This is a genomic window from Thermocatellispora tengchongensis (genome assembly GCF_014202315.1).
GTDB classification, from domain to species: domain Bacteria; phylum Actinomycetota; class Actinomycetes; order Streptosporangiales; family Streptosporangiaceae; genus Thermocatellispora; species Thermocatellispora tengchongensis.
Genome location: NZ_JACHGN010000016.1, coordinates 267,996 through 282,957 on the forward strand (window position 1 = coordinate 267,996; position 14,962 = coordinate 282,957).

Below are 14,962 nucleotides of genomic sequence, written 5' to 3' on the forward strand. Positions count from 1 at the left end.
CCACCGGCCCGATGCGGCGCTATCGCGTATGCCCTTACCAGCGCACGTACGCCCCAAACCGGCGGCGTCCGCCACGGCCGCGGGGCGCGGCGGGCTCGCGTACCCTGGCGGGGTGCGATTCGGGGTGCTGGGGCCGCTGGGCGTGTGGACCGACGACGGGGAGCCGGTCGCGATCCCCGGGCGCAAGGTGCGCGCCCTGCTGGCCGACCTGCTGGTCCACGAGGGGCGTCCGGTCCCGGTGGACCGGCTGATCGAGGACCTGTGGGGTGAGTCTCCGCCCGCCGATCCCGCCGCCGCGCTGCACGTGCGGGTCTCGCAACTGCGCCGCGCCCTGGCCGGGGCGGAGCCGGGAGGCCGCGAGCTGGTCGTCTCCCAGGCCCCGGGGTACGCGCTGCGGGCGGCGCCCGGCGCGGTGGACGCGGCGCGGTTCGCCGGCCTGACCGGGCAGGCGTCGGCGGCCGGTGAGCCGCGGACCCGGGCCCGGCTGCTGGCCGAGGCGCTGAACCTGTGGCGCGGGCCCGCCCTGGCCGACTTCGCCGACGAGGCGTTCGCCGGGGCGGCGGTGGCCCGGTGGGAGGAGCAGCGGCTGGCGGCGGCCGAGTCCTGCGCCGAGGCCCGGCTGGAGCTGGGCGAGCACCGCGAGCTGGCCGGTGAGCTGGGCGAGCTGGTGAGCAGGCACCCGTACCGGGAGCGGCTGCGGGCGGCCCACATGCGGGCCCTGTACCGGGCGGGCCGTACGGGCGAGGCCCTGGAGAGCTTCCGGGATCTGCGGCACCGGCTGGCCGACGAGCTGGGCCTGGACCCGGGGCCGGGACTGGTCGCGCTGCACCGGGCCATCCTGGCCGGCGACCCCGCCGAGGACGCGCCGGCGCCGGCGCCGCGGCCGGTCAAGCCCACCACGAACCTGCCGGCGCCGGTGACCGAGCTGATCGGACGGGATCACGCCGTCCGGCGGGTGCGGGAGCTGCTGGAGTCGGGCCGGCTGGTCACGCTCACCGGGCCGGGTGGCGTGGGCAAGACCAGCGTCGCCATCGCCGCCGCCCGGGGCCTGGCCGAGGCGTACCCGCATGGCGCCTGGCTGGTCGATCTGACCACCTGGGACGGGCTCGGCGACCCGGCCGAGCCGGTGCTGTCCGCCCTGTCCATCCCCGACCCGCCGGGTGCCTGCGAACCGGCGGGCGAGCGGCTGGCGGCGGCCCTGCGGGAGCGGCGCACGCTGCTGGTGCTGGACAACTGCGAGCATGTGATCGAGCCGGTGGCCGGGCTGGTCGCGGCGCTGCTGGCGGCGGCGCCCGGCCTGCGGGTGCTGGCCACCGGCCGCGAGCCGCTGCGGCTGCGCGGCGAGGCGCGCTGGGATCTGCCGCCCCTGGACGTCCCCGACACCGACGACCCGGTCCGGCTGGCCCGGAGCCCGGCCGTCCGGCTGTTCCTCACCCGGGCCGGGCTGGACCCCGCGCCCGAGACCGCCGCCGGCGCGGCCGAGGTGTGCCGGCGGCTGGACGGCATTCCGCTGGCGCTGGAGCTGGCGGCCGCCCGGGTGCCGGCGCTGGGGGTCTCCGAGCTGGCGGCCCGGCTGCGCGTGCCCCGGGACCGGTTCGGGGTGCTGGGCAGCGGCCCGCGCGACGCGCCGGACCGCCAGCGCACCCTGGCCGCGGTGATCGACTGGAGCTGGCGGCTGCTGACCGAGGCCGAGCGGGTGGTGCTGCGCCGGCTGGCCGTGCACTCCGGCGGGTGCACGCTGGACGCGGCCGAGGCGGTGTGCGCGGGCGACGGGGTGGCCGCGGGCGAGGTGCTGGACCTGCTGGCCGGGCTGGTGGACCGCTCGCTGGTGGTGCGCGGTGACGGGCCCCGGTTCCGGCTGCTGGAATCGGTGGCGGCGTACTGCCTGGACCGGCTGCGCGAGAGCGGTGAGGAGGCGGCGCTGCGGCGCAGGCACGCCGAGCACTACCTGGCCCTGGCCGAACGGGCCGAGCCGCGGTTGCGCGGGCCCGGCCAGCGCGAGTGGCTGGGCCGGTTGGACGCCGAGGCCGCCAACCTGCGGGCGGCCCTGGACACGTTCCGGCGCGAGGGCGCGGCCGAGGCGGCGCTGCGGCTGAGCGGGGGCCTGGTGTGGTACTGGTGCCTGCGCGGCCGGTTCGCCGAGGCGCGCCGGGCCCTGGCGGCGGCGCTGGCCGTGCCGGGCGAGGCGCCCGCCGCGATCCGGGGCAGGGCGGAGGTCTGGGACGCCGGCCTGGCGATCCGGCAGGGGCAGGCCCGGCCGGAGCGGGCGGCGGAGGTGCTGCGGGCGTACGAGAAGGCGGTGGAGCCGGTCGAGCTCGCCCGCGCCGAGTGGTTCCTGGCCACGGCGATGCTGGACCTCGGCGACGAGAAGGCGGGGGAGCTTCTGGAGCGGGCGCTGGACACCTTCCGGCCGGCCGGCGACCGATGGGGCGAGGCGGCGGCGCTGAGCAGCCGGGCCATACTGGCGCACATGCGCAACGACCTGGCCGCGCTGGAGCACGACGCCCGGCGCGGCGCCGAGCTGTTCGGCGAGCTGGGCGACGACTGGGGGGTGCTGCAGGCCACGGAGTGGCTGATCGGCCTGGCCGACATGACCGGCGACCACGCCGAGGCGGCCCGGCTGAGCCGGGCCGACCTGAAGGTCGCCGAGGATCTGGGGCTGTGGTCCGACGTGGCGGGCCGGCTGGGCTGGCTGGCGTGGGTCTCGATGCAGTCCGGCGACTACCCGAGCGCCCTGGAGTACGGCGAGCAGGCCAGGCGGCTGGCCGCCGAGCAGGGGCAGCGGGCCGGGGAGGCGTTCGCCGCCATCGGCCTGGCGTTCGCCGCCGGCCGGGGCGGCCACCTCGACACGGCCGAGGAGCACCTGCGGCGGCTGCTGGCCTCCGCGCGGCGGCAGCAGCGGGAGGGCGCGCGGCCGCCGTACCTGTCGATGGTCCTGGTCGAGCTGGGGATGCTGGCCGGGCGGCGGGGCGACCCGGCCGCGGCGCTGGAGCTGCACCGCGAGGGCTTCGACGTCTTCCGCGACCAGGGCTCGGCGTACGGGATGGCGTGGGCGCTGGCGGGCATGGCCGACGCGGCGCTGCGGGACGGCCGGCCCGATCTGGCCGCGCGGCTGCTGGGCGCGGCCGAGTCGGCCCGGCGCGAGTCCGGGCAGCCGCAGTCGGCCTCGGATCGCGACGAACTGGCCCGGATCACGGCCGCGGTACGCGGCGCCGAGCCCGATTTCGCCGGCCTGTTCGCGCGCGGCGCCGAACTCACCCCGGAGCGGGCCCGGACCCTGCTGGACGGGACCGGACCCGGCTCGCGGCCCGGCTCATCGGCCTACTTGGGGACGTAGACGTGGACGACGATCCCGGAGCCGAACCGGTTGACGTCGGCCAGCTTCAGGTGGGTGGTGTCGAACCCGGCGCCCTCGAACAGGTGCTTGCCGGCGCCGACGATGACCGGGAAGTACCAGAAGTGGAACTCGTCGATCAGGCCGTGCTCCACCAGGGTGCGGTCCAGCTCACCGGTGCCCCACTTCACGATGTTCCGGCCCGGCTGTTCCTTCAGCTTCGCGACCTCCTCGGCCACGTCGCCCTTGAGCAGGGTGGCGTTCCAGGTGGTCTCGGTCAGGGTCCGCGACGCCACGTACTTGGGCATGGCGTTCATGTGCTCGGCTTCGGGGCCTTCGCGCCCCGACCACGCCTCCGCGAACCCCTCGTACGTCACCCGCCCGAGCAGCAGCGCGTCGGCCGAGGCCGACAGCTTCTCGGCGTAGCCGGCGTGGTCCTCGTCCCAGTAGGGCTGACCCCAGTGGTGGGGCTCCGCGCGGGACGCGGTGGACGGTCGGGTGTCGTCGATGACGCCGTCCAGTGACACGAAGGTGGACTCGATGAGCTTGCGCATGGTCTGCTCCCGGTTGCCGGTGAGTGCGGTGCGGTCTCGCCCCGCCTGATGACCACAAGCCTGCCGGGAGCGCCTTACGGTTTCCTTCAGGTCGCCCTTCAGGTCGTCCTGAAGGGCGACCTTCGGCTCGCCCCGGGGCCGCCGGTCAGCAGGTCGCCTTGCCCGTGACGCAGTTCATGCTCACCACGTTGCCGACCCCCGGCATGCCCTGCAGCGTGCTCAGCAGCTTCTTCGAATCCAGTGACGGCGAGGCCGTCACCACGTACGACTCGGGCAGGTCCTCGGGGCGCATGGACTTCACCAGCAGGCTGTCCTCCTCGGCGTACTGCTCGCGCAGCTTGCGGTAGGCGGCCTCCTGGTCCTGGAAGTCGACCCTCTCGACGCCGGGGAAGCCGGTCAGCGCGTCCCGCACGGACTTCTTCTGCCCGGCGGTGGCGCCCTTGCCGTGGCAGGTGGGGAACTCGTCGTTCTTGACGCACAGGAAGACGGTGATCTGGTCTCCGGCCGCGCGGGCCGGGCCGGTCGCGGCGGGCGCCTGGCTGGCGGCGCGCCGCTCCCGCTCCTGCGGCTCGGCCGCCGGTTCCGCCCCGCCGCACGCCACCGCGCCGCCGCCCGCGATGACCGCGGCGAGGACGGCGGCCGCCAACGGCCGCCACCCGCCTGCGCGCCGCCGGTGGTGGGCCTGTGCGGGCTCGTTCATGCCGTGCTCCCTGTCTGCTCCCTGTGCTGCCTGCCGGGGGAGCTCCCCCGCGGCCGATCTTGCCCCTTCCGGCCGTTCCTGTCATCCGGGACGCCACGCCCGGATTGCCAATGTGGCAAAAGACTTTGTCATCTCCTGCACCTACGACCGATGCTGTCAGCCCGGAAGGAAGGTGCGAGATGGAACAGACAAGGCGGAGCGGCTACGACGTGGTCGTGATCGGGGGCGGCGCCGCGGGGCTGGGCGGGGCACTGGCCCTGAGCCGCGCCCGGCGGTCGGTGCTGGTGGTGGACGCGGGGCAGCCGCGCAACGCCCCGGCGGAGGGCGTGCACAACTACCTGGGCGCCGAGGGCACTCCCCCCGGCGAGCTGCTGGCGCGGGGCCGCCGGGAGGTGGCCGCGTACGGCGGCGAGATCACCGAGGGCACGGTGACCCGGGCGCGGCCCCTCGACGGCGGCGGCTTCCAGGTGGATCTCGCCGACGGCCGCTCGGTGCGCGCCAGGAGGCTGCTGGTGACCACCGGGCTGGTGGACGAGCTGCCGGACGTGCCGGGCCTTGCCGAGCGGTGGGGGCGCGAGGTGCTGCACTGCCCCTACTGCCACGGCTGGGAGGTGCGCGACCAGCCGATCGGGGTGCTGGGCGGGCCCAGGGGGGTGGAGCAGGCGCTGCTGTGGCGGCAGTGGAGCGAGCGGATCACGCTGTTCCGGCACACCGGCCCCGAGCCCACCGAGGACGAGCGCGAGCGGCTCGCCGCCCGCGGTGTGACCGTGGTCGAGGGCGAGGTCGCCGGCCTGCGGGTGGAGGACGACCGGCTGACCGGCGTGGTCCTGACCGGGGGCCGGTTCGTCCCGGTTCGGGCGCTGGCGGTGGCCCCGCTGTTCACCGCCCGCGCCGACGTCCTGGCCGGCCTGGACCTGAAGGTGAGCGAGGTGGAGATGCACGGGCACGTCATGGGCACCCAGGTCACCGTGGACGGCTCGGGGGCGACGGACGTGCCGGGCGTGTGGGCCGCGGGCAACGTCGCCGGCGTCGCCGAGGTCGTCATCGGCTCGGTGGCGGCGGCCACGCGGGCGGCCGGGGCGATCAACGCCGACCTGATCGCCGAGGACACCCGCGAGGCCGTGGCCGCGTACCGCGCGCCGTTCTCGCCGGCGGCGGAGCGCGAGGTCACCGAGCGCGTGCTCGGCGACCGCAGGCACGGCCTGACGCCCTGATCAGGCGTCGACCCAGCCGTGGGTGCGCGCGAGGGTCAGCAGGTGGTGGCGGACCTGGCCGATCTGGGTGCCGGTGAGGCTGGGAACGTGCTCGATGAGCATCTCGGTGACCTCGGCGGTGAAGTCGCGCGCCGACAGCACGTCGCACATCCCGTCGTCGTCGCCGTACTGGTCGGCGGCGGCGGGGCGGCGCGCGGGCGAGGGCTGCTGGTCCAGGATGCTGACGGTGGCGACCTTCAGGCCGCGCTCGCCCTCGGCGACCTCGTAGCGCACCCGCAGCCCCGACTGGATCGCGTGCCGGTGCTCACCGAAGTCGTTGGCGTGGAAGAACACGTCCTCGCCGCCCCCCGCGGGGGCGATGAACCCGTAACCCCGCACGTCGTCGAATCGGAGAATGGTACCGACGGCCACAACAACCCCCACCACAACAGTGAACCGCATAGAAAACAAACCGGCGGACGTCGAAGACATCCGCTGACGCTGCCGCAAGACTACCGCCGTCGCGGGGCCGGCATCCCGCTTCGCCGCCCTGTGCCGGGTCCCCCGAATCCGCGATACCGTGGCCATTCGGATGATGAGACCATCTGACCTCAGCGCCAGCACGACGTACGCTGAAGCTCAGAAGAACCCGGCCCCTAGCGAGGAGACGTCCGAGTGGCACGCATCGGAGACCGCGGAGACCTGCTGAAGTGCACGTTCTGCGGCAAGTCCCAGAGGGAGGTCAGGAAGCTCATCGCCGGGCCGGGCCGGATCTGCATCTGCGACGAGTGCGTCGAGCTGTGCAACGAGCTCATCGACGAGGAGCTCGCCCAGGAGGCCGCGGAGTCGCACGCGGGCGGGCCCGCGGAGCTGCCCAAGCCGCGCGAGATCCGGGCGTTCCTGGACCAGTACGTCATCGGGCAGGACCGGGCGAAGATGGCGCTGTCGGTGGCCGTCTACAACCACTACAAGCGGGTGCGCGCGACGGCCCCCGGCAGGGGCAGGCGGCAGGCAGGGCACGAGGAGCCGGTGGAGCTGGGCAAGTCCAACATCCTGCTCATCGGGCCCACCGGCAGCGGCAAGACCTATCTCGCCCAGACGCTGGCCCGGATGCTGGACGTGCCGTTCGCCATCGCCGACGCCACCGCGCTCACCGAGGCCGGCTACGTCGGCGAGGACGTGGAGAACATCCTGCTCAAGCTGCTCCAGGCCGCCGACTTCGATGTGAAGCGGGCCGAGACCGGCATCGTCTACATCGACGAGATCGACAAGGTGGCCCGCAAGAGCGAGAACCCCTCGATCACCCGCGACGTCTCCGGCGAGGGCGTGCAGCAGGCGCTGCTGAAGATCCTGGAGGGCACGGTGGCGAGCGTGCCGCCGCAGGGCGGGCGCAAGCATCCGCAGCAGGACCTCATCCAGATCGACACCACCAACGTGCTGTTCATCGTCGGCGGCGCGTTCGCCGGGCTGGAGCGGATCATCGAGGCGCGCACCAGCGACAAGAGCGCGGGCTTCGCCGCCACCATCCTGTCGCGCGAGGAGCGCGATGAGGACACCCTGGCCAAGGTGATGCCCGCCGACCTGCTGAAGTACGGCCTGATCCCGGAGTTCGTGGGCCGGCTGCCGGTGACGGCCACCTTCCGCCCGCTCGACCGCGACACGCTGGTGCGCATCCTGACCGAGCCGCGCAACGCCCTGATCAAGCAGTACCGCAAGCTGTTCGAGTACGACGGCGTGGAGCTGGAGTTCGCCCCCGACGCCGTGGAGGCCATCGCGGAGCAGGCGCTGCTGCGCCGCACCGGCGCCAGGGCGACCCGGGCCATCCTGGAGGAGGTCCTGCTCAACGTGATGTACGAGGTGCCGAGCCGCGACGACGTCGCCCGCGTAGTGGTCACCCGCGACACGGTGCTCGACAACGTCAACCCGACCCTGGTCCCGCGCGAGCGCCCCGGCCTCGGCCCCGACCGCCGCGAGCGCTCCGCCTGATCCCGCAGCCGTCCCCGCCGCGCTCAGCCCGCGGCCGCGTCGTGGCGGGCGCGGGCGGCCCGGATGTCGTCACGGTGGGCGACGGCCCAGGCGTCCAGCGCCCGCAGCGGCACGAGCAGGGTACGCCCGAGGTCGGTGAGCGAGTAGTCCACCCGGGGCGGGACCGTGGGGTGCGCGGTCCGGCACACCAGCCCGTCACGGACGAGCCTGCTCAGGGTCAGGGTCAGCATGCGCTGACTGATCCCGTCGATGGCGCGGTGCAGCTCGCCGAAGCGATGGGTACGCTGCCCCAGCAGGACCACGATCAGCACACTCCACTTGTCACCGACCCTGTCGAGCACCTCCCGCACCGGGCAGTCGTCATCGACAGAGATCGCAGGCCCGCGCGCCCCTACCTCACGCACAAGAAGTAACCCTACCTCCCCCACCACCACCGGGCCATGTGAACCGGACCAGGCCATACCGCACCACCGCCGGGCCCCACCACGCCGGGGCCACCCCCACCACCGCCGGGCCGCACCGCACCGCCCCGGGCCGAGTCGCCCCCGCGCCACCTCCGAGCCGGCTCCGCGCCGCCGCCGGGTCGCACCGGCCCACACCGCCCCAGGCCGGTGGGACTGGGGGCGGTGCCGCACCACCGCCGGGCCGGGCCAGACCGCGCCGACGGGAGCGCGCCCAGCCCCCTTGGACGAGAAGGGCCCGAGGCCATCGGCCTGCCAGGGGTGGCTGGGTGTGGCCCCCGGTGTGCGCCGGATGCGCCACGGCATGCGGGCGGGTTTGCACCAGTGTGCTCCACACGCCCGGCCATGCGCCGGATGCGCCGCGGTGTGGGCCGGCCCCACCCCGGTGTGGGCGAGGTGCGCCCGGCTATGCGCCCGCTATATCCCGGTGCCCGCCGGTTGCGTCGCAGGTGCCCCGGGCATGGGAGCGGTGCCGGGTGCGCCGAGATCTGCGCCCGGTGAGCACCCGTTGCGTCCCGGGGCGCAGGCAGGTATGAGCCAGTGTGCTCCGGCAGACCCGGGTATGCGCAGGATGCGCCGCGGTGTGGGCCGGGCGCACCCCGGTGTAGGCCGCGGCGAGTCGGGGCGAGCCGGGCTGCGCCGAGCAGGCTATGCCGAACTGCGGCGAGGCTTGTCAGCCGCGCCGCGCCCGTGGGCCAGGCCACGCTACCGCAAGCGGGGGCGCGCGCCGTGCGTCGCGCCGAGCCGCCCAATGCCGCGCCATGCAGGGGGCCGGGCCGCGCCAGGTCAGGCCGTGCCAGGCCGTGCCAAGCCAGGCCGTGCAAGCCAGGCCAGGCCGAGCCGAGCCAGGCCACGCCGAGCGGGCTGCGCCGAGACGGGCCATGGCGGCCGCGCCGCACCGCGCCGGGCCACGGCACGGCGAGCCGGGTCGCCCGCATGCCGCGCTGGACCGCGCCGAGCGTAGTGAACCCGGCCGCTCACCGCCTGCGCACCATCCGGGCGCACCCGTCCCACGCCGGGCCGCACCCGGCCCACAGCGTGGCACACCCGGCGCATACCCGGGCGTACCGGGGCGCGTCGGGAGCGCACCCGGCGCCAACGGGGGACATCCGGCGCTACCCCGGCGCCCCGGCCACGTCTGCGCATACCCGGGGCATCCGGCCGCAGATCGTCGCGGGGATCGTCGGCGGGGGAACGATGCCGTGCGGGGGTGCTGCGGTGACCGGGGGTGTGCGCGGGCGGGCGCGCCATTCGGCGTGGGCACGTCCGGGGAGCGCCTCGCCGGTCATGGTGCGGCGCTCCCCGGGCACGGGGGCGGTCAGGGCTGGGGGGCAGGTTCGGTCAGGGTGGCCAGGGTTGCGGTGGCGCGGGCGCGGAACTCTGCGACCCGGGCGAGCTTGATGTCCTCGTAGCCGCGGATGATCTCGGGCAGGGCCGCGATCTCGGCGACGGTCTCGGCGGTGGCCGGGGTGAGCCGGTCCAGGGCGGCGCGCACCAGTTCGCGGTACTCCGGTACCAGTGCCCGCTCCACGCGGCGCACTTCGGCGCGGCCGAACACGTCCAGGGCCGTGCCGCGCAGGACGCGGGCGGCGCGCAGGCCGCGGAAGAGGACTCCGGCCGAGCGGCGTAGCCTGATCTTGCGCTTCATGCCCATGGCCCGCAGCATCGGCGGGTGCAGCAGCACCGACACGGCCGCGCCGGGGCCGAACTCCCGCTCCCGCCTGGCCCGCTCCTGCGGGTCCAGGTGCAGCCGGGCGACCTCGTACTCGTCTTTGTAGGCCATCAGCTTGTGCAGGCCGCGGGCGTAGGCGAGCGCTATCGCGGTCCCGGCCTCCTCCCCCGCGCGCTCGGTGGCCAGGGCCGCCACGCGGCGCACGTCCTCGGCGTACGTACGGGCGTAGGCGGCGTTCTGGTAGCCGGTCAGGTCGGCCACGCGCCGGGCCAGCACCTCCTCCAGCCCGTCCGGCTCCGGGGCAGGATCGGGCCCGTCCAGCACCGCCCGTACGGCCTCGGGGGCGGCGACGGCGGCGCGGCCCCAGCGGAAGGCGGCGAGGTTGCTCTCCACGGCGGCGCCGTTGAGCCGGATCGCCGCCTCGATCGACTCCGCCGACACCGGCAGGCACCCGTGCTGGTACGCCGCGCCGACCAGCACCATGTTCGCCGGCATGTGGTCCCGGAACAGCGCCTCCGACAGCCCGTGGGCGTCGAGGTAGAGGTTGTCGGGCCCCCGGGTGGCCGACTCCACCCGTACGATCGCGTCGGCGGGCGAGCCGGGCACCGCCGCGCGGCCGGTCACCATGGCGGCGGTCGGCACGAGGCCGGTGTTGACCACCGCGATCGTGCGCTCCGGCGCCGCCACGGCCAGGTTGGCCTCGGCCGCCGCGCCGAGCAGGTCGAAGCCGAGCAGCACGTCGGCGGTGCCGGGCGAGGCGGCGGTGCTGCCGATGATCGGCTCGGGCGACAGGCGGACGTCGCTGACGACCGGCCCGCCCTTCTGCGCCAGCCCGGTCTGCTCCAGCCCGGCGGCGTGCAGGCCGTCGAGGTGCGCGGCCATCTGCAGGATCTGCGAGACGGTGACCACGCCGGTGCCGCCGATGCCGGGCATGCGCAGCAGCACGCCGGCGCCGACGCGGCGCACCGGCTCCGGCAGGCCGTCCGGGGGCGGGGGCACCGGCCGGTCGGGGCGGGCGCGGCCCGGCTCGACCAGCAGGAACGACGGGCAGTCGCCGTGCAGGCAGCTCAGGTCGGTGTTGCAGGACGCCTGGTGGATGCGGGTCTTGCGGCCGAACTCGGTCTCCACCGGCTGCACCGACAGGCAGGTGGACTTCTGCCCGCAGTCGCCGCAGCCCTCGCACACCCGCTCGTTGATCACGACCTTGGCCGCCGGGACCGGCAGCTTGCCGCGCTTGCGCAGCCTGCGTTCCTCGGCCGCGCAGCGGTCGTCGTGGATCAGCACGGTCACGCCGTCGATCGCGGCCAGCTCCTTCTCGGCCTCGGCCAGCTCGTCGCGGTGCCGTACGGCGGCGATCCGCGCGAGCCGCACGCCCCGGTAGGTCTCCGGCTCCGGCGTGGTGACGATGACGCGGCGCACGCCCTCGATCTCCAGCCACCGGGTCAGCTCGGGCACCCCGAGCCGCCCCTCGGCGCGCTGGCCGCCGGTCATGGCGACGGCGTCGTTGTAGAGCAGCTTGTAGGTGATCGGCACGCCGGCGGCGACGGCGGCGCGGATGGCCAGCGAGCCGGAGTGGTGGAAGGTGCCGTCGCCGAGGTTCTGCACGAAGTGGCGGTCGTCGGTGAACGGCGACAGGCCGATCCACTGCGCGCCCTCGCCGCCCATCTGGGTGATGCCGATCTTGGTGCCGCGGCCGGGACCGTCAAGCGCGACCATGGCGTGGCAGCCGATGCCCACGCCGACCAGCGTGTCGTCGGAGGTGCGGGTGGAGGAGTTGTGCGGGCACCCGGAGCAGAAGAACGGCGTGCGGGCGGGCACCAGCGGCAGCGCGCGGCGGACGGCCCGCGGCGGCTCGGGCGCGAGCGAGCGCAGCCGGACCGCCGCCGCCCGGGGCAGCCGGTCGGTCCCGACGCAGGCGGCGACCGCGGCGGCCACGTCGCCGGCCTTGAGGGTGCCGCGCGGGGTGAGCAGGTCGCGGCCCGACACCGCGGGCGGGCGCTCGGTGCCGTACAGGGCCTGCTTGATCTGCCCTTCCAGGAAGGGGACCTTGTCCTCCACGACCAGCACCCGCTCCAGGCCGGCGGTCATGGCGGCGAGGTGGCCGTGGTCGAGGGGGAACGGCATGGCCAGGCGGATCAGCCGCACCCCCAGGTCGTCCAGCGCGGCCTCGTCCAGGCCGAGGTCCGCCAGCGCGCGCCGTACGACGGCGTACCCGGTGCCGGAGGCGACCACGCCGAGCCTGGCGCGGGCCGGGTCGCCCGGCTCCAGCATGATCCGGTTGAGCCCGTGTTCCCGGGCGTAGGCGCGGGCGAGGTCCAGCCTGCGGGTGAGCATGTCGTACTCGGCCTCCACCGCGGCCGGGCCGACCAGGGTCGGGGGCGCGCTCCGCTCCTGGCGCGGCGGTTCGGGGATGCCGGCGCGCAGGGGGGCGAGATCGACGGTGGCGGAGGCGTCGGCGATGTCGGCGACGATCTTCAGCCCGGTCCACAGCCCGCTCTCGCGCGACAGCGCGACCGCGTGCAGCCCGAACTGGACGATCTCGGCGACGGTGCCCGGGGCGAGCAGCGGCAGCGACAGGCTCTGGCACATCGGCTCGCAGGAGCTGGGCACGGTGGAGGACTTGCTGGCCGGGTCGTCGCCGATCCAGGCGACGGCGCCGCCCAGGCGGGCCGTGCCGGCGATGGTGCCGTGCCTGATGGCGTCGGCGGCGCGGTCCAGGCCGGGGTTCTTGCCGTACCAGAAACCGGTCACCCCGTCGTGCCGCCGTCCCGGCACCTGGCCGAGGAGCTGGGTGCCGGCGACCGCCGTGGCGGCCAGTTCCTCGTTCAGGCCGGGCCGGAACGTCACGCCGGCCGGTTCCAGGAACCGCGCGGCCCGTCCCAGCTCCAGGTCCACGCCGCCCAGGGGCGAGCCGGGGTAGCCGGAGACGAAGACCCGGGTGTCCAGGCCGCGCGCCCGGTCCAGTCGGCGCTGCTCCAGGGTGAGGCGGACGAGTGCCTGGATGCCCGAGATCAGCACGCGGCCGGCGTCGGCGGCGTACTTGTCGTCGAGCGAGACGGGGGCGGATGCGACGCTCACGCGGACCTCCTCGGCGTCGTGGGGGTGTGAGCCAAGCACAGCAACGGCATGCCTGGGCGCACAAGTATCCGCCGACAAATCCGCTCAAAGACGCAAAGAGTTTGCGGAAGAGCGCGATCTCGCTAACGTTCCTTGCATGCGACCGGGGAGAACCACATGGCCGAGATAGACGACATCGACCACAAGGTGCTGCGGCTGCTGCGCGAGGACGGGCGCAGGACCTTCTCGGAGATGGCCGGCGAGGTCGGCTTGTCGGTGGCCGCGGTCAAGCGGCGGGTGGACCGGCTCCGCGAGCTCGGCGTGATCACCGGCTTCACCGCGCAGATCGACCACGCCAAGCTCGGCTGGGGCATCGAGGCGTTCGTCGAGCTGCGCTACGCCGGCACGACCCCGGTCGGCGAGATCGTGCGCACGGCCACCGACATCCCCGAGGTGCAGGCGGTGTTCACCATCGCGGGCGACCCCGACGCGCTGATGCACGTGCGGGTGCGCGACCTGGGCCACCTGCAGCAGGTGATCGACACCCTGCGCCGCGCGGGCACCATCACCGGCACCAAGACGCTGATGGTGCTCGGCTCCTGGACCCGCGAGACGCTGCGCCGCTGACCCCGGCGGCGCGGGTGGTTCACTCGCCGACGGTGAGCACGATCCTGCCGGTGGCCAGGCCGTCGGCCTGGCGGCGCCAGGCGGCCTCGGCGTCCTTCAGCGGCACCGCCTCGTACGCGACCGCCAGCCGGCCCAGGGCCGACTGCTCGGCGATCAGCGTCATCGCCGCGGCGCGCTGCTCGGGGGCCAGCTCGTTGTTGGTGTACCCCAGCAGCCGCAGCGACCTGCTGCGGATCGTCGCGGAGTCGATCGGGCAGGTCTCGGCGGCCGAGGAGCCCAGGTTGACCAGCCTGCCGCCCGCGCGCAGCGTGCGCGCCGCCGCCGCGGCGGGGGCGCCGAAGAGCGGGTCGAGCACCAGGTCCACCGGGCCGGCGGCGACGGCGCGGAAGCGCTCGGCCAGCTCGGCGACGTCCTCGGTGTCCAGCGTGACCACGGCGTCGGCGCCGGCCCGCTCGGCGCGCTCGCGGCCCGCCGGGGAGCGCGCCCCCGCGATCACGCGGCGGGCGCCGGCGATGCGGGCGAGCTGGACGGCCGCCTGGCCGACCACCCCGCCCGCGCCGAGCACGAGCACCTGCTCCCCGGCCGCCAGCTCGCCGCGCCAGGTCAGCGCCATGTGCGCGGCGATGGCGGACAGCCCCCAGCGCGGCCACCGCGACCGGGTCGGCGCCCTCGGGCAGCGGGACCAGATCGGCGGCGGGCACGACCGCGTACTCGGCCATGCTGCCGTCGCCCGGCGCCATGCCGGCCGAGGTGGGGAACCACACCGGCCGGCTGCCGGACACGCCCACCCCCTGCACGCCCGGCACGTACGGGGTGCGCGGCACGCCGAAGTAGGACCTGCCGCCGGCGCACAGCACGTCCAGCGGCGTGATCGGGGCGGCGCCGACCTCGACCAGCGCCTCCCCCGGGCCCGGCTCGGGCACGGGGCGTTCGGCCACGCGCGGCGGCCGGCCCGGGGTGTGGATCTCCGCGGCTCGCATGGTCACGTCGTGATGTCCGGGTAGGGCAGGGTGACGTGCGCGAGCTCGCGGGCGTAGTCGAGCTGCATGCCCAGCGGCTCGGTGGCGTCGCGCTCGAACATCGCGATCCACAGCGTCAGGGTGAGGAACGGGTGGGCGCCCATCTCGAACAGCGCGACGTGGTCGTGCTGGGACAGGGCGCGCCGCTCCTCGTCGGTGAAGCGCAGCCAGGTGGACGCCTCGCCGGAGTGGCAGTTGAGGATCTGGCCGGCCCGCTCCGCCTCCCACCAGGTGACGGTGCCGGCCGGGTCCTCGCGGTACCGCTCGACCAGCTCGGGGTCGCGGTCCACGGTGAACAGGAACTTGTTCAGCAGATACTTGCTCACAGCCCCTCCTTCGCCGGCGCCTGCCCGTCGGTT

General features: G+C 75.2%; 11 protein-coding genes. 4 read left to right on the plus strand and 7 right to left on the minus strand.

The window, feature by feature from the left end:
* Nucleotides 1-112 precede the first annotated feature (112 nt).
* Entirely contained in the window at nt 113-3,337 is a 3,225-nt protein-coding gene (locus HNP84_RS33665; RefSeq protein WP_185054008.1) for an AfsR/SARP family transcriptional regulator, read from the plus strand.
* On the opposite strand, the gene HNP84_RS33670 is transcribed toward HNP84_RS33665, so the two are convergent.
* Together HNP84_RS33670 and HNP84_RS33675 are read right to left on the minus strand one after the other, a co-directional pair.
* Nucleotides 3,322-3,888, minus strand: coding sequence for a dihydrofolate reductase family protein (locus HNP84_RS33670; RefSeq protein WP_185054010.1), 567 nt, complete (start codon nt 3,886-3,888; stop codon nt 3,322-3,324). The genes HNP84_RS33665 and HNP84_RS33670 overlap by 16 nt on opposite strands.
* Before the next feature lie 145 nt (nt 3,889-4,033).
* The gene (locus tag HNP84_RS33675; protein WP_185054012.1) at nt 4,034-4,588 is read right to left on the minus strand and encodes a permease-like cell division protein FtsX; all 555 of its coding nucleotides are present in this window, start codon (nt 4,586-4,588) and stop codon (nt 4,034-4,036) included.
* 179 nt (nt 4,589-4,767) lie between these two features.
* On the opposite strand from HNP84_RS33675, the gene HNP84_RS33680 reads away from it, so the two are divergent.
* Nucleotides 4,768-5,802, plus strand: coding sequence for an NAD(P)/FAD-dependent oxidoreductase (locus HNP84_RS33680; RefSeq protein ID WP_185054014.1), 1,035 nt, complete (start codon nt 4,768-4,770; stop codon nt 5,800-5,802).
* Here the strand turns inward: HNP84_RS33680 and HNP84_RS33685 are convergent, their stop codons facing one another.
* The gene (locus tag HNP84_RS33685) at nt 5,803-6,213 is read right to left on the minus strand and encodes a cold-shock protein (RefSeq protein ID WP_185054016.1); all 411 of its coding nucleotides are present in this window, start codon (nt 6,211-6,213) and stop codon (nt 5,803-5,805) included.
* A gap of 243 nt (nt 6,214-6,456) precedes the next feature.
* On the opposite strand from HNP84_RS33685, the gene clpX reads away from it, so the two are divergent.
* Nucleotides 6,457-7,767 (plus strand): ATP-dependent Clp protease ATP-binding subunit ClpX, encoded by a 1,311-nt coding sequence (clpX, locus tag HNP84_RS33690; protein ID WP_185054018.1) that lies wholly within the window; start codon nt 6,457-6,459, stop codon nt 7,765-7,767.
* Nucleotides 7,768-7,790: 23 nt separating this feature from the next.
* Here clpX and HNP84_RS33695 read toward each other — a convergent pair whose 3' ends face one another.
* Both HNP84_RS33695 and HNP84_RS33700 read right to left on the minus strand, forming a co-directional pair.
* On the minus strand, nt 7,791-8,171 hold the full coding sequence (locus HNP84_RS33695) for a winged helix-turn-helix transcriptional regulator (RefSeq protein WP_312926377.1): 381 nt from the start codon (nt 8,169-8,171) through the stop codon (nt 7,791-7,793).
* 1,375 nt (nt 8,172-9,546) lie between these two features.
* Nucleotides 9,547-12,978, minus strand: a complete 3,432-nt coding sequence (locus HNP84_RS33700; protein WP_185054021.1) for an indolepyruvate ferredoxin oxidoreductase family protein — start codon at nt 12,976-12,978, stop codon at nt 9,547-9,549.
* Nucleotides 12,979-13,134: 156 nt separating this feature from the next.
* On the opposite strand from HNP84_RS33700, the gene HNP84_RS33705 reads away from it, so the two are divergent.
* Nucleotides 13,135-13,584: an Lrp/AsnC family transcriptional regulator gene (locus tag HNP84_RS33705; protein ID WP_185054023.1), complete on the plus strand. Its 450-nt coding sequence runs from the start codon at nt 13,135-13,137 to the stop codon at nt 13,582-13,584.
* 19 nt (nt 13,585-13,603) lie between these two features.
* Here the strand turns inward: HNP84_RS33705 and HNP84_RS51470 are convergent, their stop codons facing one another.
* Together HNP84_RS51470 and HNP84_RS33715 are read right to left on the minus strand one after the other, a co-directional pair.
* On the minus strand, nt 13,604-14,197 hold the full coding sequence (locus HNP84_RS51470; protein ID WP_221337076.1) for a zinc-binding dehydrogenase: 594 nt from the start codon (nt 14,195-14,197) through the stop codon (nt 13,604-13,606).
* Nucleotides 14,198-14,566: 369 nt separating this feature from the next.
* Nucleotides 14,567-14,929 (minus strand): hypothetical protein, encoded by a 363-nt coding sequence (locus tag HNP84_RS33715; RefSeq protein ID WP_185054025.1) that lies wholly within the window; start codon nt 14,927-14,929, stop codon nt 14,567-14,569.
* Nucleotides 14,930-14,962: the final 33 nt, after the last annotated feature.

Excerpts from the sequence above, each read along its gene's own strand:
- HNP84_RS33705 (WP_185054023.1), top strand. The coding sequence starts at position 13,135 with ATGGCCGAGATAGACGACATCGACCACAAGGTGCTGCGGCTGCTGCGC.
- HNP84_RS33670 (WP_185054010.1), bottom strand. The coding sequence starts at position 3,888 with ATGCGCAAGCTCATCGAGTCCACCTTCGTGTCACTGGACGGCGTCATC.
- HNP84_RS33680 (WP_185054014.1), top strand. The coding sequence starts at position 4,768 with ATGGAACAGACAAGGCGGAGCGGCTACGACGTGGTCGTGATCGGGGGC.
- HNP84_RS51470 (WP_221337076.1), bottom strand. The coding sequence starts at position 14,197 with ATGGCGCTGACCTGGCGCGGCGAGCTGGCGGCCGGGGAGCAGGTGCTC.
- HNP84_RS33675 (WP_185054012.1), bottom strand. The coding sequence starts at position 4,588 with ATGAACGAGCCCGCACAGGCCCACCACCGGCGGCGCGCAGGCGGGTGG.